Below are 26,300 nucleotides of genomic sequence, written 5' to 3' on the forward strand. Positions count from 1 at the left end.
CATTGTGGATTTAGCGCGCCGGCCTCGAAAAAGGATGCGCGTGGGTTCACGTTTTGGAAATATGGGGAGAGTTTTCCAGAAATATGCGCGCGACACAGTGCTCGTTGGAACAATGCGAGTCGCGGGCGCGGGCGGAGTGGCCCGAACCGAGAGGCGAGGGGAGACGAAGGTCGTTGCAAATCACACGAATGCCGTCCCGATGACGATCGACGCCGCCTTCAGGGACGCCCGCGCGCGGCATGAGGCCGGGCGGCTGGATGAAGCGGAGACGCTCTATCGCGCCATTCTCGGCGCCGAGCCGTCTCATGCCGAGGCTTTGCATCTGCTCGGCCTCGTTCGCGTCGAGCGCGGCGACGCGCTGACCGGGGCGGAGCTGATCGGCCGCGCGATGGCGCTGACGCCGGGCGCCGCCGTGCATCACAACAGCCTCGCGACCGCCTTTCGCGCGCTCGGTCGCCATGAGGACGCGCTGCGTGAAGCGCGCGCGGCGGTCGCCCTGCGTCCGCGTTCGGGCGAGCTGCGCTGCAATCTCGCGACCATGCTCGACGAGCTCGGCCAGCGCGAGGAGGCGATCCTGCACTATCGCAGCGCCGCCGATTGCGCGCCCGAGCGGGCGGAGATTTGGTACAATCTGGCCAATCTGCTCGCCGAGGTCGGCCCGGCGCGCGAGGCCGAGGAGGCCTTCGCCAACGCTGTGCGGCTCGCGCCGGGGTTCGTCGCGGCGCAGGGCAATTACGGCCGTTGGCTGATGCGGCGCGGCCGCTTCGCCGAGGCCGTGGAGCGGCTCGCCGAGGCGGCGCGGCTCGCGCCCGGCGAGCCGAGCTATTGGAACAATCTCGCGGCGGCCTTGCAGGAGCTCGGCAGCTTCGCCGACGCCCTCGCCTGCTATCAGCGCGCCCTCGCCCTCGATCCGCGCCACGCCGACGCGTTCTACAATCTCGGCTGCCTGCTGCATCTCGCCGGCGACGCCGACAAGGCGGTCGCGCATCACGTGGGGGCGGCGGCCGCCGATCCGCGCCATGGCGCGGCGCGCATCGCCGCCTGCATGGCCGAGCTGCCGATCCTCTATGACGACGAGAGCGAGGTCGCGACGCGACGCGCGCGCTATTCCGAGGCGCTGGCGCGCCTCGCCGCCTCGGCGCAGGACGAGCAGGCGGTCGCGACGTTGGCGCCGGCGCTGGCGACGACGCAGCCGTTCTTCCTGCCTTATCAGGGCGAGGACGATATTGCTCTGCAGCGCCTCTATGGCGAACTCGCCTGCGGGCTGCTCGCGCGCGCCTTGCCGCCGGCGCCGCTCGCGGCGCGGCCGGCGCCGGGCGAGCGCATCCGGATCGGAATCGTCAGCGGCTTCTTTTGCCGCCACACGGTGTTTCGCCTTTTTCTCGATAGCTGGCTCGCGCATCTCGATCGCGTCCGCTTCGAGGTGATCGGCTTCCACACCGGCAAGATCGAGGACGCGGAGACGCGGCGCGCCGCGGCGCAATGCGACTGCTTCCCGCGCGAGCCGGCGACGCCGCAGGCGTGGCGGGAGGCGATCATCGACGCTGCGCCGCATGTGCTGCTCTATCCCGAAATCGGCATGGATCCGACCGCCGGATGGCTCGCCGCCCAGCGCCTCGCGCCCGTGCAATGCATGGCCTGGGGCCAGCCGGAGACGAGCGGCATGCCGACGATGGATTATTTCCTGTCGAGCGAATTGATGGAGCCGGACGGAGCCGAGGCCTTCTACACGGAGCGGCTGGTCCGTCTGCCCCATCTCGGCCTGCATTATTCGCCCGATCCGGTGTCGGCGACGACGCTCGATCGCGCCGCGCTCGGGATCGCGCCCGGCGTTCCGCTGTTCTGGTCCGGGCAGGCGCTCTACAAATATCATCCGCGCTACGATGTCGTGTTCCCGCGCATCGCCGCGGCGCTCGGCCCGTGCAAGTTTCTGTTCATCGCTTTCGCCAAGAGCGACGAGGTGACGCGCGCCTTTCGCGAGCGTCTTCGCCGCGCCTTCGCCGCCATGGGGCTCGACGCCGACGATCATTGCGTGATCCTGCCGCAAATGCCGCAGGACATGTTCGTCGCCGCGGCGCGCGCCTGCGATGTCATCCTCGACACGCCGGGCTGGTCGGGCGGGCGCTCGACGCTCGATTGCCTGTCGGCGGATCGCCCGATCGTCACGCTTCCAGGGCGCTTCATGCGCGGGCGCCACACGGCGGCGATCCTCGAGCGCATCGGCTGCGCGCAGACGATCGCCGCCTCGCTCGACGATTATGTCGAGATCGCCATCGCGCTCGGACGCGACGGCGAAAAGCGCGAGGCGCTCGCGCGCTTCATGGCCGAGAACAAGTGGAGAGCCTTCGAGGACCCGGACTATATCCGCGCGCTCGAGGATTTTCTCGAGCGTGCGGCGCGCGGCGGGTGATGAAGGCCACGCTCGCCTTCTTCGCCGCCGAATATGGATAAGCCCGCGTCGGCGCCTATATGTTCGGCGAGACCTGCCGAGAAGGGGCGTCGACAATGGCGAAGCCGCCGGACGAAAAGCCGAGCAAGCGAGCGAATTGGGGATTCAACGTCGCCTATCTGCTGTTCGCGCTGATCGGCGTGCTGCTGCTGCAGCAGATGTGGACGAGCTATCGACAGACCGAGGTCGTCCCCTATAGCGAGTTCCAGAACCTGCTGCGCGACAGCAAGATCGAAGAGGTCCAGGTCGGCGATCAGCTCGTTCATGCGACGCTGAAGGAGCCGTTGAAGGACGGGCGCAAGCAGATCGTCTCGGTGCGCGTGCCGACCGACATCGCCGCCGAGCTGCAGGCGGCCAATGTCCAATATTCCGGCGTCATGGAGAATACCTTCGTCACGACGCTGCTCTCCTGGGTCGTCCCGATCGCGCTGTTCTTCCTCGTGTGGAGCTATTTGTCGCGACGCATGACGCAGGGGCTCGGCTCGATGATGCAGATCGGCCAGAGCCGCGCCAAGATCTTCGTCGAGACCGATGTGAAGGTCGGCTTCGCTGATGTCGCCGGCGTCGACGAGGCCAAGGAGGAATTGCAGGAGATCGTCGCTTTTCTGAAGGACCCGGGCACTTATGGGCGCCTCGGCGCGCGCATTCCCAAAGGCATTCTGCTCGTCGGCCCGCCGGGCACCGGCAAGACCTTGCTCGCCCGCGCCGTGGCGGGTGAGGCGGGCGTGCCGTTCTATTCCATCACCGGCTCGGAATTCGTCGAAATGTTCGTCGGGGTCGGCGCCGCGCGCGTGCGCGATCTCTTCGCGCAGGCGCGCGCCTCGGCGCCTTGCATCATCTTCATCGACGAATTGGACGCGCTCGGCCGCGCCCGCGGCATCTCCGGCCTCTCCGGCGGGCATGACGAGAAGGAGCAGACGCTCAATCAATTGCTCGCCGAGCTGGACGGTTTCGATCCCTCTTCGGGCGTCGTGCTGCTCGCGGCGACCAACAGGCCCGAGGTGCTCGATCCGGCGCTGCTGCGCGCCGGACGCTTCGATCGGCAGATTTCCGTCGATCGCCCCGACAAGACCGGCCGCGTGGCGATTCTGAAAGTGCATTTGAAGAAGATCAAGCTCGGCGCCGATGTCGACCCGAACGAGATCGCCGCCATGACTCCGGGCTTCACCGGCGCCGATCTGGCCAATCTCGTCAATGAGGCGGCGACCTTGGCGACGCGGCGGCGCGCCGCTTCGGTGACGCTGGACGATTTCACCGCCGCGATCGAACGCGTGATCGCCGGGCCGGAGAAGCGCAATCGCCTGCTGCATCCGCGCGAGCGGCGCATCGTCGCTTATCACGAGATGGGCCATGCGATCGTCTCCATGGCGCTGCCCGATATGGACCCGGTCAAGAAGGTGTCGATCATTCCGCGCGGCATGGGCGCGCTCGGCTATACGATGCAGATGCCGACCGAGGACCGCTATCTGATGACGCGCACCGAATTGCTGAACCGCATGACGGCGCTGCTCGGCGGGCGCGCGGCGGAGATGGTCGTGTTCCACGAGGCGACGACTGGCGCCGCCGACGATCTGCAGCGCGCCACCGAAATGGCGCGCGCCATGGCGACGCGCTACGGCATGGAGCCCTCGGTCGGCCAAGCCTCCTATATCGCCGAGCGGCCGCGCTATCTCGACGTCGCCGACCTCGGCCAGCGCCGCTCCGAGGCGAGCGAGGAGACGAGCGCGCGCATCGACCGCGCCGTGCGCGAATTGGTGGACGAGGCGTTCGCGAGGGCGACGCGAATCTTGAAGGAATGCGCCAGCGTGCACGAGTCCTCGGCGCAGCGGCTGCTCGACAAGGAGACTTTTGTCGAGGAGGATCTGGCGCCGATACGGGCGGAGGTGGAGGCGAGCCTGAAGGCCGGGCGTTCAGGGGGCGCGTCGGACCGCGAGCCTTCGGGGTCGCTTTCCAGCACGGGAAGCCGTTAAGCGATCATTGCCCTCGGACAAGCCCGTTTGGCCACGAGGCGAGCGCGCTCGGGCGGCGGCTCCCACGCCTAAGCCGCGCGTGTCGATCGAGCATATCGAGCTTGCGCGCCGCCACTGCGCCGGACAATCTCCCGTTTCAAAGAAGCGCTTTGTCTCGGCGTCCGCGAAGCCCTGTATCACGGTCGCGTCATTAACGATACGTCCCGCATATCGTCAAGATCCCGAGACTCGACTCCGCGCGCTCCGCCACAGTGGTCGGACGCGCGGAGTCGCGTCCCGGCCTCACCCAAACGTCTTCTTCAGCTCCGCCAGGATCGCGTCGCCCATCTCACTCGTCGAGACGGTCGCGCCGCCCGCGGCGATGTCGGCCGTGCGCAGGCCCGCGGCGAGAACGTCGGCGATCGCCTTGTCGACCGCATCCGCGACGGCGGTCAGCCCGAAGGAATAGCGCAGCGCCATCACGACGGAGCCGATCATGGCGATCGGATTGGCGAGGCCCTTGCCGGCGATGTCGGGCGCCGAGCCATGCACCGGCTCATAGAGCGCTTTGCGCTTGCCGGTCGCCGCATCCTCTCCGCCGAGCGAGGCGGAGGGCAGCATGCCGAGCGAGCCGGTCAGCATCGACGCCACATCCGACAAGAGATCGCCGAACAGATTATCGGTGACGATCACATCGAACTGCTTGGGACGGCGCACCAGCTGCATGCCGAGCGAATCGGCGAGCATATGGTCCAGCTTCACATCGGAATAGTCGCGCGCGTGCAGAGCCGTGACCACTTCGCGCCACAGCAGCCCGGACTTCATGACATTGGATTTTTCCGAGGACGTCACCCGGTTGGAGCGCTTGCGCGCGAGCTCGAAGGCCACGCGGGCGATGCGCTCGATCTCATAGGTCTCGTAGACCTGCGTGTCGACGCCGCGCTTCTGGCCATTGCCGAGATCGGTGATCTCCTTGGGCTCGCCGAAATAGACGCCGCCGGTCAATTCGCGCACGATCATGATGTCGAGCCCGTCGACGAGATCGGGCTTCAGCGAGGAGGCGTCGACCAGCGCCGGATAGCAGATGGCCGGGCGCAGATTGGCGAACAGGCCGAGGTCCTTGCGCAGGCGCAGGAGGCCCGCCTCGGGGCGCACGTCATAAGGCACGCCGTCCCATTTCGGCCCGCCGACGGCGGCGAGCAGCACCGCGTCGGCGCTCTGCGCCAACGCCATGTCGCCTTCGCTGATGGCGACTCCATGGGCGTCATAGGCGGCGCCGCCGACGAGGCCCTTCTCCGTCTCGAAGGCGGCGACGCCGGCCGCGCTCAGAAAGGCGACGAGCTTCTCGGCCTCGGCCATGATCTCCGGGCCGATGCCGTCGCCGGGCAGAAGAAGGAGCTTGTAGGCGGCCATGAAATCCTCTCTAGGAGTGAGTCTCTCTTTGGGGTCGCGCCGTCAATACGGCGCTCGCGGCGCCGACGCAACACTGGTCCCGGGGAGCCGTCTCATGCGACAATCTGTCCGCCGCCGCGGCTCTTGCCGGTCGCGGAGCGACCGTGCAGCCTGCGATGGATCGGGAAACGACGCATCGCGGGCGGCGGGCGCGGCGGCGACCCTTTCGGGCTCGAATAATTCAAGAAAATAAGAGGAGACGCACATGTCGAAAGTCCATGTTCTCGCGGCCGCGCTGCTGGCCGCTTCGCTCGCGGGGACCCGCGCCGAGGCCTTCTGCCTGTTCTCCTGCGAGCCCACCGCCGAGAATGCGCGAAAAGTGTTCGAGAACCGCGTGAAGCAGAAATTCGCCGCCGACGCCGTGATCGATAAGTTCGAGGTGACGCGGTTCTGGCGGCTCGATGTCGAGGGCGCCGGCCACGCCGCCGTCGAATATTATTTCGACGCCGCCGTCTCCTTCCCTTCGGGCGCCAATCCCGAATGCAAGCCGGACGAGGCCGGCGCGGTGAAGCCGGGATGCTCGGCCAGCAAATATTTTTCGACGACGGTCTCCAATCAGGAGGTCAAGGACAAGCAATATATCGAGCCGGGCGCCAAGATCGAGTTCAAGGACGAGACCCGCTTCGACGAGGCGGGCAAGGGGTGGAAGGGCCAGGACGGCAATTCCTATTGATCAAGAATTCCTTACGTTCGAGCGAATTCTGATCGATCGAACGATTCCCTTCGATCGGAAAGCGCTCTCGTCGTGTCCGCCTCTTCCCTCGGCCCGCGCAAATGGTGTAGAAGGCGCGGCGAAAAGAACATGCGCGGGCCGCGGGCGGGCGGAACCGAAGCGCCGGGAGAAAGCCGTTCATGCAACAGGTCGTCATCGTCATCCACCTGATGGTGGTGGTCGCTCTCGTCGTGCTGATTCTCTATCAGAAGTCGGAGGGCGGAGCGCTCGGCATCGGCGGCGGCGGTCTGTTCACCGGCCGCGGTCAGGCCAATGCGATGACGCGCGCGACCGGCATTCTCGGCGCGATCTTCTTCGTGACCAGCATCATACTGACGGTGCTGCCCGCCTGGGAGCGCGCCGGCGAGGGCTTCGACGCCGGCAAGATCATCGAGCTCAAGGAAGTGCCGTCGGGCGGCGCGCCAGCGGCGACGCCGGGCGCACCGCCGGCGCCGGGAGCCGCCGCGCCGAGCGGGAAGAAAGAAAGCATCTTCGAGCAGTTGCAGCGCGCTCAGCAGCAGCGCCAGGGGGAGCCGGCCGCGGCGCCGCCCGCCACGCTCGACGCAGCGCCCGCGGTCGAAGAGCCGGCCAAGCCGCTGGAGTGGAAGGCGCCCGAGTCTCCGGAGGAGGGCGCCGACAAGGCGCCCGCGACCGAGCAGAAATAGCGTCAGCCGAGCCGCGAGCGCAATTGCGAAGGTGAGCCGGGGAAAAGCCCCGGCTCGACGAAAAAAGCCTTTCCGAATCGGTCGGGAAGGCGCTAAGCGTGGGACCCCATGGCGCGGTACATCTTCATCACCGGCGGCGTGGTCTCCTCACTCGGCAAAGGCTTGGCGTCTGCAGTGCTCGGCGCGCTGCTTCAGGCGCGTGGCTACACCGTGCGGCTGCGCAAGCTCGATCCCTACCTCAATGTCGATCCGGGGACGATGAGCCCCTATCAGCACGGCGAGGTCTTCGTCACCGACGACGGCGCCGAGACCGATCTCGATCTCGGACATTATGAGCGCTTCACCGGGCGGCCGGCCTGCAAGCAGGACAATGTCACCACGGGGCGTATCTATCAGGACATCATCGCCAAGGAGCGGCGCGGCGATTACCTCGGCGCGACGATTCAGGTCATTCCCCATGTCACCAACGCCATCAAGGAGTTCATCCTCGAGGGCAACGACCATGTCGATTTCGCGCTGATCGAGATCGGCGGCACGGTCGGCGACATCGAGGGACTGCCCTTCTTCGAGGCGATCCGCCAGCTCGGCAATGAGCTGCCCGAAAAGCATTGCGTCTACATCCATCTGACGCTGCTGCCCTACATCCCGAGCGCCGGCGAGGTGAAGACCAAGCCCACCCAGCATTCGGTGAAGGAGCTGCGCTCGATCGGCATTCAGCCGGACATTCTGCTGTGCCGCACCGACCGCGAGATTCCACGCGAGGAGCGCCGCAAGCTCGGGCTGTTCTGCAATGTGCGCGAGAGCGCGGTGATCGAGGCGCGCGACGCCGCCCATATCTACGACGTGCCGCGCGCCTATCACGCCGCCGGGCTCGACGCCCAGGTGCTCGCGGCTTTCGCCATCGATCCGGCGCCCAAGCCCGACATGAGCCGCTGGAATGCGGTGACGCAGCGCATCAATAATTCGGAAGGCGAGGTGACGATCGCCGTCGTCGGCAAATATACCGGCATGAAGGACGCCTATAAGAGCCTGATCGAGGCGCTGGCCCATGGCGGCATCGCCAATCGCGTGAAGGTGAGGCTCGACTGGATCGAATCGGAAGTGTTCGAGACCAGCGACCCGGCCGCCCATCTCGAGCATGTCCACGGCATTCTGGTGCCCGGCGGCTTCGGCCAGCGCGGCGCCGAAGGCAAGATTCTCGCGGCCCGCTTCGCGCGCGAGCGGCGCGTTCCCTATTTCGGCATCTGCTTCGGCATGCAGATGGCGGTGATCGAGGCGGCGCGCGCGCTCGCTGGCATAGAGAAAGCCAATTCCACCGAATTCGGCCCCTGCGAGGAGCCGGTCGTCGGCATCATGACCGAATGGCTGCGCGGCAATGAGCTGGAGCAGCGCGTGGCGGGCGGCGATCTCGGCGGCACAATGCGGCTCGGCGCCTTCGCCGCGCATTTGAAGCCCGGCTCGCGCATCGCGAAAATCTACGGCAAGCAGAATATCTCCGAGCGTCACCGCCATCGCTATGAGGTGAACTCCTCCTATCGCGAGCGACTCGAGGCGCATGGCCTCAGCTTCGCTGGAATGTCGCCGGATGGGCTGCTGCCGGAGACGGTCGAAATTCCCGACCATCCCTGGTTCATCGGCGTGCAATATCACCCGGAGCTGAAGTCGCGGCCCTTCGATCCGCATCCGCTGTTCGCGAGCTTCATCGAGGCGGCGAAGGCGCAGAGCCGGCTGGTGTGAGAGACGCTGCCCAGCGGAAATCTCGACGCGCGTTTCCTTCTCCCGCTCTGGCGGGAGAAGGTGGCCCGGCGCAGCCGGGTCGGATGAGGGTCCGCCGGGAATGGGGTGAGACGTCGTTTCAGCGGTGACGAGCCGCGCCCCTTTTGGAGGCGCCCTCATCCGACCCCGCTCCACTTCGTGGGAGAAGGGAAAAGTCCCATCAACCGCCGTTCTTCTTGGTCTGGTCGCTGGCGACCGGATGAGTCGCGTCGGTCATGCCCTTTTCGATCTTCTCGAGGATCTTGGGCAGATCGTCGGGATCGGGGCTCATGTCGCGCGCGTGATTCCATTGAAAGCGCGCCTCGAGCTTGCGATTGACGCGCCAATAGGCGTCGCCGAGATGGTCGTTGCTCACCGGATCCGACGGCTTCAGATCGATCGCCTTCTCGAGCTCGCGCACCGCATCGTCGTAGTTGCCGAGCCGATAATAGGCCCAGCCGAGGCTGTCGACGATATAGCCGTCGCGGGCGCGCAGATCGACGGCGCGGCGCAGCATGCGGAAGGCTTCGTCCAGATTGAGCCCCTGATCGACCCAGGAATAGCCGAGATAGTTCAGCACCAGCGGCTGGTCGGGGAACAGCTCCAGCGCCTTCTTGAGGTCGGCCTCGGCCTGGCTCCAGCTCTTGCGCCGCTCATTGGCGATGCCGCGATAATAATAGATCAGCCATTGGCTGCGGTCCGGCAGCGGCTGCAGCTCCAGCACTTTGGTGTAGGTGTCCGCCGCCTCGGCGAACAGCTTGCGGGAGCGCTGGATGTTGCCGAGCGCGGTCAGCGCCTCCTGATCCTTGGGATGCTCGACGATGACCGATTGCAGATGGTCGGTCGCCTCCTTGTTGCGGCCGAGCGTCTCCAGCAGCAGAGCCGCCTGCACATCGGCGTTGACGCGCAGTGGGTCGATCTTCGGCACGCTGTCATAGAGGTCGATGGCGATCGCCTCCTGCTTCATCCGCTCGTAAATGTCGGCGAGGGTGATCGTCGCCAGCGAATTTTCGGGCGCGAGGAATTGCGAGAGGCGCAGATAGACGAGCGAGGCGAGCTCGTCGCCCTGGCGGCCGCCGATCGCCCCGAGGCCGTAGAGCACCTCGGCGGCGCCCTCCTCGGCGTTGCGGACGAGCGGCGAGAACGGCTTGCCGGCGTCGATGTCGGCCATCGCCGCGGTGATGATCGGATGGCGCGGCGAGACGTCGTCGAAAGCGCGATAGACGCGGCGCGCCTCCTCGCGGCTGCCGCGCCGGGCGAGAAAGCGCCCATAGGCGTCGACGAGCCGCAGCGTGTTGCGCTCGGAGCCATAGGCGGATTTGAAGCGCTTTTCCGCCTCGGCCTTGCCGTTCGGCAAAAGGTCGGCGATGAGCGCGGCGTGATAGTCGCGGAAGACGGAGAAGGCGTCCTCCTTCAGTTTATCGGCCGTCTGCAGCGCCTGCTTATTGTCGCCCGCCCCGGCATAGGCCCAGGCGGTGAGCAGGGTGGAGGTCACGTCATGCTTGCGGTCGAGCCCGCCCTTGGCGAGCGCCGCTCGCGCCTTGGCGTATTTCTTGGCTTTGATTCCCTCGACGCCGAGCGCGAGATTGGCGAGGCCATTCTTCTTGTCGTAGGAGGCGACGCGTGCGGCGAGGTCGAAAGCCTCGGCCATATTGCCATTGGCGAGCGCGGCGACGAAGGCGCGCTCGGTCAGCTCGCGATTGCGCGGATCGTCGCGTAGCGCCTCGCGGAAGAAGGTCGAAGCGGCATGGGTGTCGCGCTCCGCGCCGGCGACGATCGCGGCGAGATAATTGCCCGACGCGCTCTCGCCGACCTCGAAAGGCGTGGCGATGGAGAGGCTTTCGCGCGCATGGGCGAAGCCCTTGCCGACGAAGCCAGCGTCGCCGAAAGACAAGATGCAAAACGCCGCGACGGCGGTCGCCGCGCGGTTCGAGAAGCCGCCGGCGCCACGTCGGCCGGGCGCCTGAAGCGAAATGGATTTTTTCACGTGCTGTGTTTCCCGCAAGCGGCCGGAGCGGCGCCGATTCGCCTCACACTGCGCCCCGCAGCGTCACCATCATGGGGGAAGATGGCCGTTTTGGGCCATCCTCGCAAGTGTGAATATTTCCCCGCTCGAGCCCGCGGCCGCTCGCGTCAGCCGCGTCCACGCACCGCGGCGACGATCTTCTGCGCCGCGTCGTCGAGGTCGTCGGCCGGGATCACATCGAGGCCGGAGGCCGCGAGGATCGACTTGCCGAGCTCGACATTGGTGCCCTCGAGCCGCACCACCAGCGGCACGGCGAGCCCCACCTCCTTCACCGCGGCGATGACGCCCTCGGCGATGACGTCGCAGCGCATGATGCCGCCGAAGATGTTGACGAGAATGCCCTTCACCTTGGGGTCGGCGGTGATGATCTTGAACGCCGCCGTCACCTTCTCCTTGCCGGCGCCGCCGCCCACATCGAGAAAGTTGGCCGGGTTCTCGCCATAGAGCTTGATGATGTCCATGGTCGCCATCGCGAGGCCGGCGCCATTGACCATGCAGCCGATCGTGCCGTCGAGCGCAATATAGGCGAGCTCATATTTGGAGGCCTCGATCTCCTTCTCGTCCTCCTCGGTCTTGTCGCGCAGCGCGACGACGTCCGGGTGACGGTAGAGCGCATTGTCGTCGAAGGAGATCTTGGCGTCGAGGCAGCGCAGGCGCCCGTCCTTGGTGACGATCAGCGGATTGATTTCCAGCAGTTCCATGTCCTTGGCGAGGAAGGCCGAGAACAGTTTTTCCGTGAGATCGACCGCCTCCTTCACCAGCGGGCCCTTCAGGCCGAGCGCGTCGGCGACCTTGCGGCCGTGATGCGGCATGACGCCGGTCGCCGGATCGACGGAGAAGGTCACGATCTTCTCCGGCGTCGCATGGGCGACGGCCTCGATATCGGTGCCGCCCTCGGTGGAGACGACGAAGGAGACGCGCGAGGTGGCGCGGTCGATCAGCAGCGAGAGATAAAACTCCTGCGCGATATCGGCTCCGTCCTCGATATAGAGACGGTTGACCTGCTTGCCGGTCGCGCCGGTCTGCACGGTGACGAGCGTCGAGCCGAGCATTTCCTTGGCGAAGGTCTCGACCTCGTCGAGCGAGCGGGCGAGACGCACGCCGCCCTTGTCGCCGGCGGCGGTCTCCTTGAACTTGCCCTTGCCGCGGCCGCCGGCGTGAATCTGCGCCTTCACCACGAACACCGGGCCCGGAAGAGACTGCGCCGCCTGACGCGCCTCTTGCGCCTCGAACACGGGCGTTCCCTCGGCGACCGGGGCGCCGAACTCACGCAGAATCGCTTTGGCCTGGTATTCGTGGATGTTCATCTGTGGTCGATCCTGGATGCGACATGGGCCGAAGAACGGGTCGAAGCGAGCCGCGAGCGCTCGCGGCTCGCGGGGATCAGGCGAAAGACGGGTCGAGCGCCTTGCTCGCCGCGATCAACGTGCGCACCGAGGCGACGGATTTATCGAACATCTGCCGCTCGGCGGAATCGAGCGAGATTTCGACGATGCGCTCGACGCCATTGGCGCCGATCACCACTGGCACGCCGACATAGAGATCCGATACGCCGTATTGGCCCGAGAGATGAGCGGCGCAGGGCAGCACGCGGCGCTTGTCCTTCAAATAGCTCTCGGCCATGGCGATCGCCGAGGCGGCGGGAGCATAATAGGCCGAGCCGGTCTTGAGCAGAGAGACGATCTCGCCGCCGCCCTTGCGCGTGCGCTCGACGATGGCGTCGATCTTCGCCTGGGTGATCCAGCCCATGCCGACGAGATCGGGCAGAGGAACGCCGGCGACGGTCGAATAGCGGACGGAAGGAACCATGTCGTCGCCATGGCCGCCGAGCACGAAGGCGCTCACATCCTCGACCGAAACCTGCAGCTCCTCGGCGAGGAAATAACGGAAACGCGCCGAATCCAGCACGCCCGCCATGCCCACCACCTTCGCCGGCGGCAAGCCGCTGCATTTTTGCAGCGCCCACACCATCACATCGAGGGGGTTGGTGATGCAGATGACGAAAGCGTCCGGCGCATAGGTCTTGATGCCGGCGCCGACCTTGGAGACGACGCCGAGATTGACGCTGAGGAGATCGTCGCGGCTCATGCCCGGCTGGCGCGGCACGCCGGCAGTGACGATGACGACGTCGGCCCCCGCGATCGCGGAATAATCATCCGCGCCGGAGATCGTCGCGTCGAAACCGGAGACGGGGGAGGACTGGGCGAGATCCAGGGCCTTTCCCTGCGGCACTCCGGCGGCGATGTCGAACAGGACGATGTCGCCCAATTCTTTGAGGCCGATGAGATGAGCCAGAGTGCCGCCGATGTTTCCGGCGCCGATCAATGCGATTTTCTTGCGCGCCATCGTTTCTCCTATGGGCGAGCGTCGCGAAAAACAGTGCTAGCGCGCTTTTTCGCGTCTGAAAAGACGGGACTGGCCCCGGACAGGCTTTCGCACGAAAATTGAGCATGGGAGCGACGGCGCCTCGCCGACGCTCCGCGTCCATTGTGGATGAACAGCAGCTTCACATTTTTGCTAAGGCGTCTATATGTGGTCTGTCGAATATCTGCCCGCTGCGGCCGAAGAGGAAGCGGCGCTTCCGATCGAGATGCAGGCGAGACTCGCCCGGATGCTCGATGTCATCCGCCGTGCGGGGCTGACAAATTTGCCGCGCGACTGGGTGAAGCCGCTCGAGGGCAAATTGTGGGAACTGCGGATCACCGGGAAGGACGGCGTCGCCCGCGCCATCTATGTCACAGCTGAAGGACGGCGCGTGGTCATCGTTCGAATCTTCGTGAAGAAGACGCAAAAAACGCCGCGGCGCGAGCTGGAGCTCGCTCGACGACGGGCGAAGGAGGTCGAATGACCAAGACGATCGACGCGCGAATCATTCATGCGAAGCGGATGGCCGAAGACGAGGCCTATCGCGCCGCCTATGACGCGCTCGAAGAGGAGTTCGCTCTCGTCAATTCCATGATCGAGGCGCGAGCGCGTTCCAAATTGTCGCAGGCGGAAGTGGCGAAGCGCATGGGCACGACGGAAAGCGCGGTGTCGAGGCTCGAATCCGGGCGCGGCAAACCATCGACGCGCACATTGGAACGCTACGCCGAAGCCGTCGGGCATCGGCTGCGGATCACATTCGAGCCCTCGTGAGGTAACGGCCGAGAGGGGCGCGTCGACGCGTCACCCCGCCATCGACAGAATCAGCTCCCATTCCGCCTCGGTCACCGGCTGCACCGAGAGGCGGGAGTTGTTGACCAGTATCATGGCGGAGAGTCGGGGGTCGGCCTTGATTCGCGCGAGCGAGACCGGCGTCTTCAGCGGCTCGACCGCCTTGACGTCGACCATGCCGAACTTGCCGGTCGGATCGGTGTGATCGGGATGATAGGTCCGGATCACCTCGACGATGCCGACGATCGCCTTCTCGGCGTTGGAATGATAGAAGAATCCGCGCTCGCCGAGCTGCATCGCCATCATCTGCTGCTTGGCGAGATGGTTGCGCACCCCGTTCCAGAAGGTGCCCTCGGCCCCCGCCGCGACCATCTGGTCCCAGGACCAAGTCGCGGGCTCGCTCTTGAACAGCCAATGCGCCATCAGAGCTCGGCTCCGACCACGCGCCGCCAGGGCTTGACCTCGACGCTGGCGAAGAGCCCGGCCAGAGCGTAAGGGTCGCGCGCGAGAAAAGCCTGCGCCGCCGCTGCGTCCGTCGCCTCGACGATCAGCATCGAGCCGATCGGCTTCTCGCCCGCGTCGTCGAGAAAGGCGCCGCCGAGCTTCACCATTGCGGCGTTCTCGGCCAGAAAGCCGAGATGCGCGGGGCGCGTGGCGAGGCGGAGGGCGACGTGATCGGGCTTGTCCAGGCAGAGGGCGACGAACAGCAACGGAAACCTCGAAAAAGTCGGGGAGCGGCCGGCACTGTTTCAGACGGCGCCGCCGCGGTCAACCGCGCTTCCCGTCGTTGCTCACAGCGTTTAGAGCGAATTCTGATCGATCGAACGATTCCGTTCGATCGGAAAGCGCTCTAGACTGGCTTCCCATGACCTTGCGCCTGTCGAAAATCCTGCTCGTCGCCTGCGCCGGCCTGCTCGGCCTCGTCACGGGCCTCGGCAATGTTCTGGATTATGGGACGAATTTCGAGGTCGTGCGCCATGTCATGTCCATGGACACGACCGGCGCCGGCGAGGCGATGATGGCGCGCGCTATTCTTTCCGACACGCTCCACCGCGTCGCCTATGCCGCTATCATCGCCGTCGAGCTCGCCTATGGCGGCCTCTGCCTCGTCGGCGCGCAGCGACTTTTCGTCGCGCTGAAGGGCGGCGCCGCGGATTTCGAGGCGGCCAAGAGCATGGCCGTCGCCGGCCTCACGCTCGGCGTGCTTCTCTACTGCTTCGGCTTCATGATCGTCGGCGGCGAATGGCTGCAGATGTGGCGTTCCGCCGAGTGGAACTTCCAGCAGCCGGCCTTCCGCTTTCTCGTGATTTTGGCGATCGTGCTGATCTTTCTCGCGACACCGGAGCCTTGCGACGCGCGCGCCTGAAGCGCTTTAGTTTGGAAGGCGTCCAATCTATCTCGTTTGACGCGCGCGTTTCGTATTTTCTACATTTCGCGCCGAGATAAGGCTTATCGCGCATCTCTCGCATTCGGAGTTTCTCATGGCGCCCGCGCTCTCGCGCCGGCTCGCGACGCTGGCGTCCGGGGCGGTTCTCAGTTTTTTCGTCGCCGTTTCCGGCCCTGCGACGGCCGAGACCGCGGCTCCGGCGCCCGCTGCGGATGAGGCGGGATTGTCGCCGAAGGAGCTGCTGGGCAAGAGGATTTTCGAGGATGCGCGCCTCTCGGAGCCGCCGGGCGTCTCCTGCGCCTCCTGCCATGACGCGTCCAAGGCCTTTCAGGGCAACAACGGCTCGCCGGTTCCGGCGCTGGCGCAGGGCAGCCGTCCCGGCGTGCTCGGCAAGCGCAACACGCCCACGCTCTCCTATCTCTCCTTCTCGCCGCGTTTCGGCCTCGTCGAGGAGCAGGAGGAGGAGGCGACCGAGGGCGCGCTGGTTCCAGCCGGCGGCATGTTCTGGGACGGGCGCGCCGACGATCTCGTCGCGCAGGTGGAGGGGCCTCTGCTCGAGCCGCGCGAGATGAACAATCCGTCCAAGGCCGCCGTGCTCGACAAGATCAAAGCCGGCGATTACGCCGGGCTCGCCAAAGAGGTCTATGGCGAGACTGTTTTTTCCGAGCCGGACGCCTTCGAGAAGATCGCCCGCGCGGTCGCGGCCTTCGAAAGCACGCCGCGCTTTCACCCGTTCTCGTCGAAATTCGACGATTTTCTGCGCGGCAAGGCGAAGCTGACCAAGGAGGAGGCGCGCGGCTTCGCTCTGTTCAAGGACAAGAAGAAGGGCAATTGCCTCGCCTGCCACGCGGGCCAGACCGGCTCGCACAAGCCGCAGGACTGGCTGTTCACCGATTTCACCTTCGATGCGCTCGGCGCGCCGCGCAACCCCGAGATTCCCGACAACAAGGACCCGGCCTTCTTCGATCCCGGTCTCTGCGTCCGCAAGGCGTTTCGGCCGCTCGCGCCGCAGAGCTATGTCGATGGGCTGTGCGGGCAGTTCAAGACGCCGACCTTGCGCAATGTCGCGATCACCGGCCCCTATCTGCATAATGGCGTGTTCTCGAGCCTGCGCGACGTCGTCGCCTTCTATGCGACGCGCGACACCAATCCCGAGCGCTGGTTTCCCAAGGTCGACGGCAAAGTGGCGAAATTCAACGATCTCGCCCCCAAGAGCCACGAGAATGTGAATGTGAAGGAGGTCCCCTATGATCGCAATCCCGGCGAGAAGCCGCGGCTCGACGACGGCGAGATCGATGCGATCGTGGCCTTTCTGCTGACGCTCACCGATCGGCCGCCGGCGGCGGGGCATTAGAGCGCTGTCCGATCGAACGAAATCGTTCGATCATCACAATTCACTCATCTGAAGGCTCGCGGTCCGGATCCGGGCTTGGACCGCGAGCCTTCTGGTTCTCTTCAACTCCATGCAAAGGGCGTGTTCTGGACGGCGGGCGCATTTTCGATCTCGGCGGAACTGGTGTAGTCGTCCCGCATCTTTTTCTCCGACACGAGCCGCATCCCGCATGACCGAACAGCCTTGCCCCTGCCGCGCCAAAGACGCTGAGCCGGCGCCTCTCTCCGCCTGCTGTGGCCCCTATGTCGACGGGTCGAGGCCCGCGCCGACCGCGGAGGCGCTCATGCGCTCGCGCTACACGGCCTATGCGCTCGGCGACATCGATTATCTGCACGACACGCTGGCGCCCGAGCATCGCGCCGGCTTTCATCGCGAGGCGGCGACCGGCTGGTCGAAAAATTCGCAATGGCTCGGCCTGGATGTCGAGGCGACGGCGGACGGCCAGCCGGGCGATGCGACCGGCCATGTCGACTTCACCGCCCATTATATCGCCGAAGGGCTGCGTCAGACGCATCGCGAGCGCGCCCTGTTCCGCTTCGAGGCGGCCGATCAGCGTTGGTATTTCGTCGAAGGCGAGGCCCGCAAGAGCGCGCCCGTCATCCGCGAGGCGCGGCCGGGCCGCAATGATCCTTGTTCTTGCGGGTCGGGCAAGAAATACAAGAAGTGCTGCGGCGCCGCCGCCTGAACGACCGGCCGTTCAGCCCCCCTGCGCCGCGCCGGCGCCCTCGACCCCGCCGTCTCCGCCCTATCTAAGCCGCACGCGAGCGAGAGCCTTCCCGCCGCGTCCATGCTGTGAAGGAGAAGACGAATGGGTCTCTTCAATTTCTGGAACCACGCCAAGAGCGGCGAGCCGATCGCCAAGGACGCGCCGGCTCCCAAGGGCGCGACCGAGAACGCCGCGGCGCCGCCCGAAGAATTGAAGAAGGAGATCGAGAAGCAGGGGCTCGACGCCTCCAAGATCGAGATCAATGTCGAAGGCGACAAGGTCAAGCTCGGCGGCAAGGCGGCCTCGACCAGCGAGGCGGAGAAGATCGTGCTCGCCGTAGGCAACACCAAGGGCGTCTCCCAGGTCGAGAGCAATATCGCTGTCGGCAAGACCGAGACCGAGTCGCTCTTCTACAAGGTGCGCCAGGGAGACACCTTGTGGAAGATCGCCGAGTCGCAATATGGCGCCGGCAAGGGCGGCAAATATGAGGAGATCTTCGCCGCCAACAAGCCGCTGCTGTCGGACCCGGACAAGATCTACCCCGGCCAGGTGCTGCGCATTCCCAAGACCGGGCAGGGCGCCGAAGCGCGTCGCTGACCGCCCCATCCGACGGCCGGAGCCCGAGCGCCCCGGCCGAATTCTTATCGGACCCGGGACGGCGCGACGCCGCTCTCGCCCGGCGCCTCAACTTTCTTTCCCAGCATAATCAGAAACTTGTTCTTCGCCGCGACGAAGTTCACGCCTCTCGCCTTGACAAGGCGGGGGCGCGTTCCTATGTCACCGCCTGCCTGCTGGCACTCGCCGCGGGTGAGTGCTAATGGGCATTTTACGCAATCTTCGCCCGCGCGTCGCGGCGACGCGCCGGCTCCAGATGAAGGAAGACGACATGGCGTTCCGTCCCCTCCACGACCGGGTCGTGGTCAAGCGCCTCGAGGGCGAGGACAAGACCAAAGGCGGCATCATCATTCCGGACACCGCCAAGGAAAAGCCCGCCGAGGGCAAGGTCATCGCCGTCGGCCCGGGCTCGCGCGACGAGAGCGGCAAGCTCGTCGCCCTCGATGTGAAGGAAGGCGACCGCGTGCTGTTCGGCAAATGGTCCGGCACCGAGGTCAAGATCGACGGGGAAGATCTCCTCATCATGAAGGAAAGCGACATTCTGGGCGTGATCGTCTGACGCCTCGCGCTTTCCCCGACATTCTCTTATTCCAACGGAGCTGAACGACAATGGCAGCCAAGGACATCCGTTTCTCCTCCGACGCGCGCGATCGTATCCTGCGCGGCGTCGAGATCCTCGCCAATGCGGTGAAGGTCACTCTCGGCCCCAAGGGCCGCAACGTCGTCATCGAGAAGAGCTTCGGCGCGCCGCGCATTACCAAGGACGGCGTCACCGTCGCCAAGGAGATCGAGCTCGCCGACAAGTTCGAGAATCTCGGCGCGCAGCTCGTTCGTGAGGTCGCCTCCAAGCAGAACGACACCGCCGGCGACGGCACCACGACGGCCACCGTGCTCGCCGCCGCCATCGCTCGCGAAGGTGCCAAGGCGGTCGCGGCCGGCCTCAACCCGCAGGATTTGAAGCGCGGCATCGACCTCGCGGTCGAGGCGGTGGTCGCCGACCTCAAGAAGAACTCCAAGAAGGTCACCTCCAACGACGAGATCGCCCAGGTCGGCACCATCTCGGCGAACGGCGACAGCTACATCGGCCAGGAGATCGCCAAGGCGGTGCAGAAGGTCGGCAATGAGGGCGTGATCACGGTGGAGGAGGCCAAGAGCCTCGACTCCGAGACCGTCATCGTCGAGGGCCTGCAGTTCGACCGCGGCTATCTCTCGCCTTACTTCATCACCAACGCCGAGCGTCTCATCGCCGAGCTCGAGGATCCCTATATCCTCATCCACGAGAAGAAGCTGTCGACGCTGCAGCCGCTGCTGCCGATCCTCGAGGCCGTTGTGCAGACCGGCAAGCCGCTGCTCATCATCGCCGAGGACGTCGAAGGCGAGGCGCTCGCCACTCTCGTCGTCAACAAGCTGCGCGGCGGTCTGAAGATCGCGGCCGTGAAGGCTCCGGGCTTCGGCGATCGCCGCAAGGCCATGCTCGAGGACATCGCCATCCTGACGGGCGGCCAGGTCGTCTCCGAGGATCTCGGCATCAAGCTCGAGAACGTCACTCTCCCGCTGCTCGGCCGCGCCAAGCGCATCCGCATCGACAAGGAGAACACGACGGTCATCGACGGCGCCGGCGAGAAGAAGGACATCGAGGCCCGCGTCCAGCAGATCAAGGCGCAGATCGAGGAGACCACCTCGGACTACGACCGTGAGAAGATGCAGGAGCGTCTCGCCAAGCTCGCGGGCGGCGTCGCGGTGATCCGCGTCGGCGGCGCGACCGAGGTCGAGGTGAAGGAGAAGAAGGACCGCGTCGACGACGCGCTCAACGCCACCCGCGCCGCGGTGCAGGAAGGCATCTCCCCCGGCGGCGGCGTCGCGCTGCTGCGCGCCATCGCCGCTCTCGCCGACATCAAGGTCGCCAATTCCGATCAGCAGACCGGCGTTTCGATCGTCCGCAAGGCGATCCAGGCTCCGGCGCGTCAGATCGTGGACAACGCCGGCGGCGACGGCGCGGTCGTGGTCGGCAAGCTGCTCGAGTCCACGGACTACAATCACGGCTATGACGCCCAGACCGGCGAATATGGCGATCTGCTGAAGTTCGGCATCATCGACCCGACCAAGGTCGTGCGCACGGCGCTGCAGGACGCGTCCTCGATCGCCGGCCTCATCGTCACCACCGAGGCGACGATCACCGAGCAGCCGAAGAAGGAGACCATGCCGGCGATGCCTCCGGGCGGCGGCATGGGCGGCATGGATTTCTGATCTCGCTTCCCCCGAGAAAAAACGAAGGCCCCGGAGCGATCCGGGGCCTTTTCTTCGTGATGTGCGCTGCGGCACAGCAGAGCATCGCCGGCTCGGGCGAAACATCGGCCTCGGAACCCCATGCCGCGCCGTCTTCCTCGAGAGACGGCGCTCTCCTGTCTTCTTTCGCGGCAAGCTTGCCCCGCCGCGAGGAAGCAAGGCGGCCCGGAGCGCGTATCGGCTCCGGGCCGCCCCATCTTACTCCGATCTCACCGCGCGAGGGCGGTGCGGAAGGCGTCGAACAGGCCCGGCTCGTCACCCTCGAAGAAGATGCCGCGCTCGCCGCGATTATGACCGAACTCGTATTTTCCTGAGAAGACGAAGGTCCGCTGCGGGAACGGGTGGAACAGGAAGTATTTATAGTTGTTGATGTTGTCGACGCCGAAGGCGAAGGAGATGTGCTGGTTCCATTTATACGAGATCTTGGTGTCGAGCACGAAGAAGCGGTCGAAGCTCTGATAGACGCCATGGGCGACGTCATTGTTGTCGAGCGTCGTCCACATGCGGCCCTGGAAGCGCGCCGCCGCGGTGAGCGCCCAATGCTCGTCCGGCCGATAGGTGGCGGCGAGCGTCCAGCGCCAGTCGGGCACGTTCGGCACATTCTTGCCGACGACCGAGGTGTTCCAGGGATAGGCCGTGGATGGGACCCAGCTGCTGTCGGCCAGAACCCGCGCGTCGAGATAAGTGAGGCTGCCCGAGAGCTCCAATCCCTTCAGCAGCACATTGTCCTTGCGCGCGGCGAGCTCGACGCCGCGATTGCGAATCTTGTCGACATTGCTGTTGGTCGTGGAGAGGACGTTGGTGCCGGCGAGATAGGAGCTCTGCGAAATGATCGCGTCGCGAACCTCCTCGTTGAAGAAGGAGACGCGCACATTGCCGTCCTCGCCGATCTTACGTTCCACCGCGATCTCGCTCGAAAGCGCGACCTCGGGCCGCAGATTGGGATTGGGGTTCACGTTCTGGCCTGTCGACGAGACCGTCGACAAATTATAGAGCTCCTTCGCGGTCGGGAAGCGATTGGCGAGGCCGATCGAGCCGGTGAGCGTCCAGTCCTCATCCGGCGTCCATTGCAGCGATCCCTTGGGGGAGAAGCGCGTGTGATAGAGATTGGGCTGATAGATCGGCTGCACGGAGTTCGGATTCGTGGCCGCGATCGCCGTCGCTGTCGAATTGACCGCGCTCGTCGGCAGCGACTGATTGTAGCCGTCCGTGGCTTCCCAATGCTCCCAGCGCCCGCCGACCGTGAATTTGACGTCGGGCCGGACTTTCCACGAGTCCTGGAACCAGAGCGCCTGTGTCCGCGTCGTTCCATTGCCCACCGAAAGGACGACGCCGGGATAGGCGGTGGCGGCCCCGGCGGTCCAATTGGACGTCAGATAGGTCGGATTGTTGAGGTGGAATTGATCGCCGTGCAATCCGAAGCTGACGTCATGACCGGAAAGGAATCCCTCCGGCCTCAAGATGCCCTTGAGATCGAGAAGCGTCCAATAGGTCCCGTCATAGCGCGCGTCCTTGCCGGCCTGCGTATAGCCGCCCGTCGCGAGCGCCGACCAGGGGCTGCGCTGATCGGATTGCAGATAGGTGAAATGTGAGGCCGAGATCTCGAAGTCGAACGGGCCGCCCGTGTTGGACTTCACCGCCAGCGCGTTGGTGAGCATCTTCTCCTGGATGCGGTAATACCCCGACCCGAAACTCTGCAAGGTCGAGCCGGAGAGGGCGGGCGTGGCCGAGAAGTTCTGGGTTCCAGGCGCGAGATAGTTGTCGGGGATCGAGGTTCCGTCATTCGACCAGAAGCCCAGCGTGTAGGTCGCGCGAATGGCCTGTGAGAAATCATAGGCGAGCTTCAACTTCGCGTTGATCTGATCGTTCTCGAGATTGCCGGTGCTGCCGACCACCACATTGGGCGCGCCGAATTTGTTCGTCGCCCAATAGGCGCCGGGATACATCACGCCGGCGCCCGTGGTCGCGTAAGTGAGCGGCTGCGTCGTGCCGTGCTGGTAGTTCGCGGAAACGAACCAGGAGAAATCGCCGACCTTGTCGCCGACCGAGGCGCTCGTGACCTCCGTATTGAACAGCTTGTTCGTTCCATAGAGCGAGAAATCCTGCAAGGACACGCTCTGCTTGGCGGTCACTTCCAGCTTGTCGGGCATGCGCGTCGTGATCTGCAGCACGCCGCCGAGCGAATTGCCCGGATATTGCGCCGAGAACGGGCCGTAGAGCATGTCGACTCGCTCGATCTCCTCCGGGGCGACGAGGCCCCAGCGCGGCGCGCCGATCGTATTGTCGTTGCCGATCAGCGCGGTCAGCAGCAGATCGTCCGCGTAGACGAGGCTGCGCGCGCTCGACGAGACGCCCCAGGTGCGCGTCTGAAGCACGGCTTGCGTATCGCCGTTGTTGCGTTTGCGCACGAACAGGCTCGGCAGATATTTGACCACGTCCTCGGTGTCGATGACATTGATCTTGTCCTCGATATCCTTGCGCGTGACGCTCGCCACCGTATTGGGCAGCTTGAATTTTTCGACCTGCGCGGACGTGCCGTCGGGGCGTGTCGGCGACCAGGTCGAGACCGGCGCCGGACGGGGCGAGCCCTCGGTCTGCGCGGCGCCGATATCGATGGTCGGCAGCGATTCTTGGGCGAAAGCGGGCGCGATGACGGACGCGCAGACGAGGAGCGCGCCGGCGGAGACGCCGCGCAGCAGATGATGACGATGCATGAACGATGTCCTTCCCTGGCGCCTGTGAAGGCGCATGCCGGAACACCGGCGCCGGCGGCGCCGAGTGCGAGATGATCGTGGCTCAGGAGAGGGACGGCGGGGCGCGCGCCGAGGCGTTGCGGTCGACGAAAAAGCGGACCAGCCCCTCGGCATAGACGAAGGAAAGACGAGCGCCGGAGGCGACGGCGAGCGGATCGACGGCGAGTATCCGCGCATGGAGCGGAGCGTCCCCCGAGCCGAAGAGGCAGAGGACGCAGGCGCCATGTCGATGGCCCGTCTCTCTCTGCGGCGCCTGCTCGGAGGCGTCGACGACGGTCGGGACGCGCGCCTCGCTATGCGTGAAGCCGCACAGCCGCGCGCCGCCGCTCTGCGGCGACGCGAATGCGCCGGCCGCGACCTGCGTCAGCAGGGCGAGGACGAAAAGGAGCCGGACGAAAGTGAGGAGCGCCATTGCCGAGGGGTACGCTGTTAACCGTGTCGAGACGAGCGGCGGCCATTAGAGCGTAGCGGAGAACAATTCCAAGACCCTGCAGATTGTCAGAAATTAAAAAATCCGTTAAGAGACATTTATGTCACAGGGCGGAGGCCTCAGAGCAGAAATGCGCGCGTTCCTCGCGATCGTCTCGGTTTGCGCGCTGCTATTCAGTGTCTTCGTCGCCGCTGCGCCGCATGCGTCGGCGCGCGCGGGCCTGCAGGGCGCTGCGCAGGGCGCCTCCGTTTTCTGTCATGATCGTGCGCCGAACGCCGCCTCCGTCGAGCGCGGGCCGGCCGAGAAGAACGGCGCCAAGAAGCAGAACTCCTGTCCATGCTGCCTCGCCGCCCATGCGGCCCCGGCGGTGCTGCCGGAGCGCGTGGCTCTTCTGTTGCGGCTCGAGCCGCCGGCGCCGATGCCCGCCGTCTTTGGCGTTCCTCCCATTTCGCTTCCGCATTTCGCGCTGCGCCAAGCCGTCAATTGCGCGCGCGCGCCGCCAGCGTTCGCGCCGCTCGCTTGAACGGACGCTTCGCGCGCCGCGCGGATGCGACGCCTATTCGGCCGCGCGCCGCCGGGACGGCGCTCGCGATTCGACGACGCTGCAAAGCCAAAGAAAACCAATCTAAAGATCGCCGGCGTCGCCGCGCGGTCGGGGAACCCCGAGCACGAGTGCGTCTCATGGAATATTCTTCGATTTCACCCGTAACCATGTTCATGAACGCCGGGCCTGTCGGCAAGGTGGTCATGGGAATGCTCATTCTCGCTTCCGTATGGACCTGGGTCCTCATCGTCGAGGGCGTCGTCTCGGTCGTGCGCATCGGCCGGGCGGCGCGCTCGGCGCGCGCCGGCGGCGCGGCGGGCCTGCTCGGGCCGGTCGAGGCGGCGGGCGAGCACGCCGGCTCCTTCGATCTCCCCGGCGAGTCGATCGGCGAGAAGCGCGAGCGCGTCGCCGAGATCATGAGCCGCGCGGGCCGCGAGCTGCTGACCAGCGCGGAAGGCGGCCTGCCCAATCTCGCGGTGATCTCGTCGGTCGCGCCATTCGTCGGCCTGTTCGGCACGGTGTGGGGCATCATGACCAGCTTCGCCGGCATCGCCCAGTCGCAGGACACGAGCCTCGCGGTGGTCGCGCCCGGCATCGCCGAGGCGCTCGCCGCCACCGCCTATGGCCTCGCGGCCGCCATTCCGGCCTCCGTCGGCTATAACCGCATCGGCGCGGCCTTCGCCCGCGCCGGCCAGCAGGTCGCGCATTACGTCGAGGACAAGGCGCTCGCCATCACCAGCGGCCATGCGGTCGTGACGCGCAAGCGGGAGGCGGCGTGATGGCTGGCCTTCCCACCCGCTTCAAGAATGGCGACAGCCTCTATCAGCCGCTCGCCGACATCAATGTGACGCCGCTCGTCGACGTCATGCTGGTGCTGCTCATCATCTTCATGGTGACGGCGCCTCTGCTCGCCAAGGGCATGAAGGTCAATCTGCCGCAATCCAAAGCCGCGCAGCCGCTCAATCCCAAGGAGCCGATCGTCATTGTCGTCTCCAAGGAGGGCAAGGTCGCGCTCGGCGCCGACGAGGTCGCTCCCGAGGCGCTGGTCGATATGGTGCGCGCCGCCATGGGCGACGATCTGAGCCGGGTCGTGCATCTGCGCGGCGACAAGGAAGCCAATTACGGCGAGGTGATCGCGGTGATGGATCGGCTGGCGATGAACGGCATCACCCATCTCGCCATTCTGACCGATTCGCGCAGCAAGACCGGCCAAGCGGCGGCCGGCGTCGCGCCTGCCGTCGGGGCGGCGCCCGCCGCCGCGCCGGCTCCCGCCGCGGTCCCGGCTCCGGCGGGAGGAGCGGCGAAATGACCGATGTCGCTTATTCTCCCGTCGAGGGTGGAGTGGGCGGCGACAGCGCCCCACCGCCCGTCAAGCCGCCGTGGCTGCGCGCGGCGAGCCTCTCGGGCGTCGTCCTGGCGCATGCGGGCGTCGCCTTTCTGCTGCTGAAGCTCGCCGTGCCGGCGATCACCAGCCTCGAATCGATCAGCATGGAGCTGGTGCCTCAGGGCGATTTCGTGGAATCGCAGGAGGTGACCGCGGCGGAGGAGGAGCCGCCGCCGCCCGAGGAGATCGAGCAGCCCGATCTCGCCATTCCGCCGCCGCAGGTGATGGCGCCCGACGCGCCGGTGCTACCGCAGCAGAAGGAAGTCGTCGAGCAGAAGAAAAAGAAGATCGTCGAACGCAAGCGCGAGATCGATCACGACAAGAAGCGTGAGGCGTCGGCGCGCCGGACAATCGGCGCTCCAGAGGGCCAGTCGCAGTCCAACGGCATGTCGCAGGCCGCCTATAAGGCGCTGCTGGCGGCGGCGATCCGCCGTCACGTGCCCGGCACGACCGCCCTCGGCGAAGGCACGGCCCATTGCTCGTTCCATGTGACCGCCGGCGGCGGCATCAGCGGAATTGCGGCCTCGGGCTCGTCTCCGGCGCATGCGGCGCTCGCGCGACAGATTCTCGGGTCTGTCCATGCTCCGCCGCCGCCGGGCGGGGGATTCCACGCCAGTCAGAGCTTTCACTTTCACTAAAAA

General features: G+C 65.9%; 25 protein-coding genes. 17 read left to right on the forward strand and 8 right to left on the reverse strand.

The annotated features are described in order from the left end of the window. Positions 1-199 precede the first annotated feature (199 nt). Both CQW49_RS18975 and ftsH read left to right on the forward strand, forming a co-directional pair. A complete protein-coding gene (locus CQW49_RS18975; protein ID WP_024749489.1) occupies positions 200-2,410 on the forward strand; it encodes an O-linked N-acetylglucosamine transferase, SPINDLY family protein in 2,211 nt (736 codons plus the stop codon). Positions 2,411-2,505: 95 nt separating this feature from the next. After that, the gene (gene ftsH, locus CQW49_RS18980; protein ID WP_003612991.1) at positions 2,506-4,419 is read left to right on the forward strand and encodes an ATP-dependent zinc metalloprotease FtsH; all 1,914 of its coding nucleotides are present in this window, start codon (positions 2,506-2,508) and stop codon (positions 4,417-4,419) included. A gap of 282 nt (positions 4,420-4,701) precedes the next feature. Here the strand turns inward: ftsH and leuB are convergent, their stop codons facing one another. Then, positions 4,702-5,811: a 3-isopropylmalate dehydrogenase gene (gene leuB, locus CQW49_RS18985; protein WP_003612990.1), complete on the reverse strand. Its 1,110-nt coding sequence runs from the start codon at positions 5,809-5,811 to the stop codon at positions 4,702-4,704. A gap of 244 nt (positions 5,812-6,055) precedes the next feature. Between leuB and CQW49_RS18990 the strand changes: the two genes are divergently transcribed. From CQW49_RS18990 to CQW49_RS19000, 3 genes are all read left to right on the forward strand, one after another. Continuing rightward, on the forward strand, positions 6,056-6,523 hold the full coding sequence (locus CQW49_RS18990; protein ID WP_003612989.1) for a hypothetical protein: 468 nt from the start codon (positions 6,056-6,058) through the stop codon (positions 6,521-6,523). A 179-nt stretch (positions 6,524-6,702) separates the two neighbouring features. Continuing rightward, a complete protein-coding gene (gene secG, locus CQW49_RS18995) occupies positions 6,703-7,227 on the forward strand; it encodes a preprotein translocase subunit SecG (RefSeq protein ID WP_003612987.1) in 525 nt (174 codons plus the stop codon). Between the two features lie 108 nt (positions 7,228-7,335). After that, positions 7,336-8,964, forward strand: a complete 1,629-nt coding sequence (locus tag CQW49_RS19000) for a CTP synthase (protein WP_003612986.1) — start codon at positions 7,336-7,338, stop codon at positions 8,962-8,964. 199 nt (positions 8,965-9,163) lie between these two features. Here the strand turns inward: CQW49_RS19000 and CQW49_RS19005 are convergent, their stop codons facing one another. The 3 genes from CQW49_RS19005 to mdh form a co-directional block, all read right to left on the reverse strand. Continuing rightward, the gene (locus tag CQW49_RS19005; protein ID WP_099831827.1) at positions 9,164-10,969 is read right to left on the reverse strand and encodes a tetratricopeptide repeat protein; all 1,806 of its coding nucleotides are present in this window, start codon (positions 10,967-10,969) and stop codon (positions 9,164-9,166) included. A gap of 146 nt (positions 10,970-11,115) precedes the next feature. Beyond that, positions 11,116-12,315 (reverse strand): ADP-forming succinate--CoA ligase subunit beta, encoded by a 1,200-nt coding sequence (gene sucC / locus CQW49_RS19010; RefSeq protein WP_003612982.1) that lies wholly within the window; start codon positions 12,313-12,315, stop codon positions 11,116-11,118. A 76-nt stretch (positions 12,316-12,391) separates the two neighbouring features. Continuing rightward, a complete protein-coding gene (gene mdh, locus CQW49_RS19015) occupies positions 12,392-13,354 on the reverse strand; it encodes a malate dehydrogenase (protein ID WP_003612980.1) in 963 nt (320 codons plus the stop codon). Between the two features lie 184 nt (positions 13,355-13,538). Here mdh and CQW49_RS19020 point away from each other — a divergent pair, with 184 nt between their 5' ends. Together CQW49_RS19020 and CQW49_RS19025 are read left to right on the forward strand one after the other, a co-directional pair. Further along, entirely contained in the window at positions 13,539-13,856 is a 318-nt protein-coding gene (locus CQW49_RS19020; protein ID WP_003612979.1) for a type II toxin-antitoxin system RelE/ParE family toxin, read from the forward strand. Beyond that, on the forward strand, positions 13,853-14,143 hold the full coding sequence (locus CQW49_RS19025) for a helix-turn-helix domain-containing protein (protein WP_003612976.1): 291 nt from the start codon (positions 13,853-13,855) through the stop codon (positions 14,141-14,143). The genes CQW49_RS19020 and CQW49_RS19025 overlap by 4 nt, the downstream gene beginning before the upstream one ends. Before the next feature lie 30 nt (positions 14,144-14,173). Here the strand turns inward: CQW49_RS19025 and CQW49_RS19030 are convergent, their stop codons facing one another. Together CQW49_RS19030 and CQW49_RS19035 are read right to left on the reverse strand one after the other, a co-directional pair. Next, on the reverse strand, positions 14,174-14,584 hold the full coding sequence (locus CQW49_RS19030) for an EVE domain-containing protein (protein ID WP_003612974.1): 411 nt from the start codon (positions 14,582-14,584) through the stop codon (positions 14,174-14,176). Then, complete coding sequence (locus tag CQW49_RS19035) at positions 14,584-14,871, reverse strand: YciI family protein (RefSeq protein ID WP_003612973.1); 288 nt, start codon at positions 14,869-14,871, stop codon at positions 14,584-14,586. Before CQW49_RS19035 ends, CQW49_RS19030 begins: the two co-directional genes overlap by 1 nt. Before the next feature lie 155 nt (positions 14,872-15,026). On the opposite strand from CQW49_RS19035, the gene CQW49_RS19040 reads away from it, so the two are divergent. The 6 genes from CQW49_RS19040 (at position 15,027) to groL (ending at position 20,509) form a co-directional block, all read left to right on the forward strand. Next, complete coding sequence (locus tag CQW49_RS19040; RefSeq protein WP_003612972.1) at positions 15,027-15,527, forward strand: DUF2165 family protein; 501 nt, start codon at positions 15,027-15,029, stop codon at positions 15,525-15,527. A 115-nt stretch (positions 15,528-15,642) separates the two neighbouring features. Then, positions 15,643-16,902, forward strand: coding sequence for a cytochrome-c peroxidase (locus tag CQW49_RS19045; RefSeq protein ID WP_003612971.1), 1,260 nt, complete (start codon positions 15,643-15,645; stop codon positions 16,900-16,902). A 208-nt stretch (positions 16,903-17,110) separates the two neighbouring features. After that, complete coding sequence (locus CQW49_RS19050; RefSeq protein WP_024749488.1) at positions 17,111-17,626, forward strand: YchJ family protein; 516 nt, start codon at positions 17,111-17,113, stop codon at positions 17,624-17,626. Between the two features lie 123 nt (positions 17,627-17,749). Next, positions 17,750-18,244: a peptidoglycan-binding protein LysM gene (gene lysM, locus CQW49_RS19055; RefSeq protein WP_003612966.1), complete on the forward strand. Its 495-nt coding sequence runs from the start codon at positions 17,750-17,752 to the stop codon at positions 18,242-18,244. 289 nt (positions 18,245-18,533) lie between these two features. Beyond that, positions 18,534-18,821 carry a co-chaperone GroES gene (gene groES / locus CQW49_RS19060; protein ID WP_024749487.1) on the forward strand — a complete coding sequence of 96 codons (288 nt, stop codon included), beginning with the start codon at positions 18,534-18,536 and terminating at the stop codon, positions 18,819-18,821. Between the two features lie 50 nt (positions 18,822-18,871). Beyond that, positions 18,872-20,509: a chaperonin GroEL gene (groL, locus tag CQW49_RS19065; protein WP_003612962.1), complete on the forward strand. Its 1,638-nt coding sequence runs from the start codon at positions 18,872-18,874 to the stop codon at positions 20,507-20,509. A 248-nt stretch (positions 20,510-20,757) separates the two neighbouring features. On the opposite strand, the gene CQW49_RS19070 is transcribed toward groL, so the two are convergent. After that, positions 20,758-23,262 (reverse strand): TonB-dependent receptor, encoded by a 2,505-nt coding sequence (locus CQW49_RS19070; RefSeq protein ID WP_003612960.1) that lies wholly within the window; start codon positions 23,260-23,262, stop codon positions 20,758-20,760. An 82-nt stretch (positions 23,263-23,344) separates the two neighbouring features. Next, positions 23,345-23,713 (reverse strand): DUF2946 family protein, encoded by a 369-nt coding sequence (locus tag CQW49_RS19075; RefSeq protein ID WP_003612958.1) that lies wholly within the window; start codon positions 23,711-23,713, stop codon positions 23,345-23,347. A gap of 148 nt (positions 23,714-23,861) precedes the next feature. On the opposite strand from CQW49_RS19075, the gene CQW49_RS19080 reads away from it, so the two are divergent. The 4 genes from CQW49_RS19080 (at position 23,862) to CQW49_RS19095 (ending at position 26,297) form a co-directional block, all read left to right on the forward strand. Then, positions 23,862-24,254 (forward strand): DUF2946 family protein, encoded by a 393-nt coding sequence (locus tag CQW49_RS19080; protein WP_003612956.1) that lies wholly within the window; start codon positions 23,862-23,864, stop codon positions 24,252-24,254. A gap of 158 nt (positions 24,255-24,412) precedes the next feature. Further along, positions 24,413-25,054 carry a MotA/TolQ/ExbB proton channel family protein gene (locus CQW49_RS19085; RefSeq protein WP_003612955.1) on the forward strand — a complete coding sequence of 214 codons (642 nt, stop codon included), beginning with the start codon at positions 24,413-24,415 and terminating at the stop codon, positions 25,052-25,054. After that, on the forward strand, positions 25,054-25,584 hold the full coding sequence (locus tag CQW49_RS19090; protein ID WP_003612953.1) for an ExbD/TolR family protein: 531 nt from the start codon (positions 25,054-25,056) through the stop codon (positions 25,582-25,584). The genes CQW49_RS19085 and CQW49_RS19090 overlap by 1 nt, the downstream gene beginning before the upstream one ends. Beyond that, the gene (locus CQW49_RS19095) at positions 25,581-26,297 is read left to right on the forward strand and encodes a hypothetical protein (RefSeq protein WP_003612951.1); all 717 of its coding nucleotides are present in this window, start codon (positions 25,581-25,583) and stop codon (positions 26,295-26,297) included. The genes CQW49_RS19090 and CQW49_RS19095 overlap by 4 nt, the downstream gene beginning before the upstream one ends. Positions 26,298-26,300 lie beyond the last annotated feature (3 nt).

The organism is Methylosinus trichosporium OB3b, assembly GCF_002752655.1.
GTDB classification, from domain to species: domain Bacteria; phylum Pseudomonadota; class Alphaproteobacteria; order Rhizobiales; family Beijerinckiaceae; genus Methylosinus; species Methylosinus trichosporium.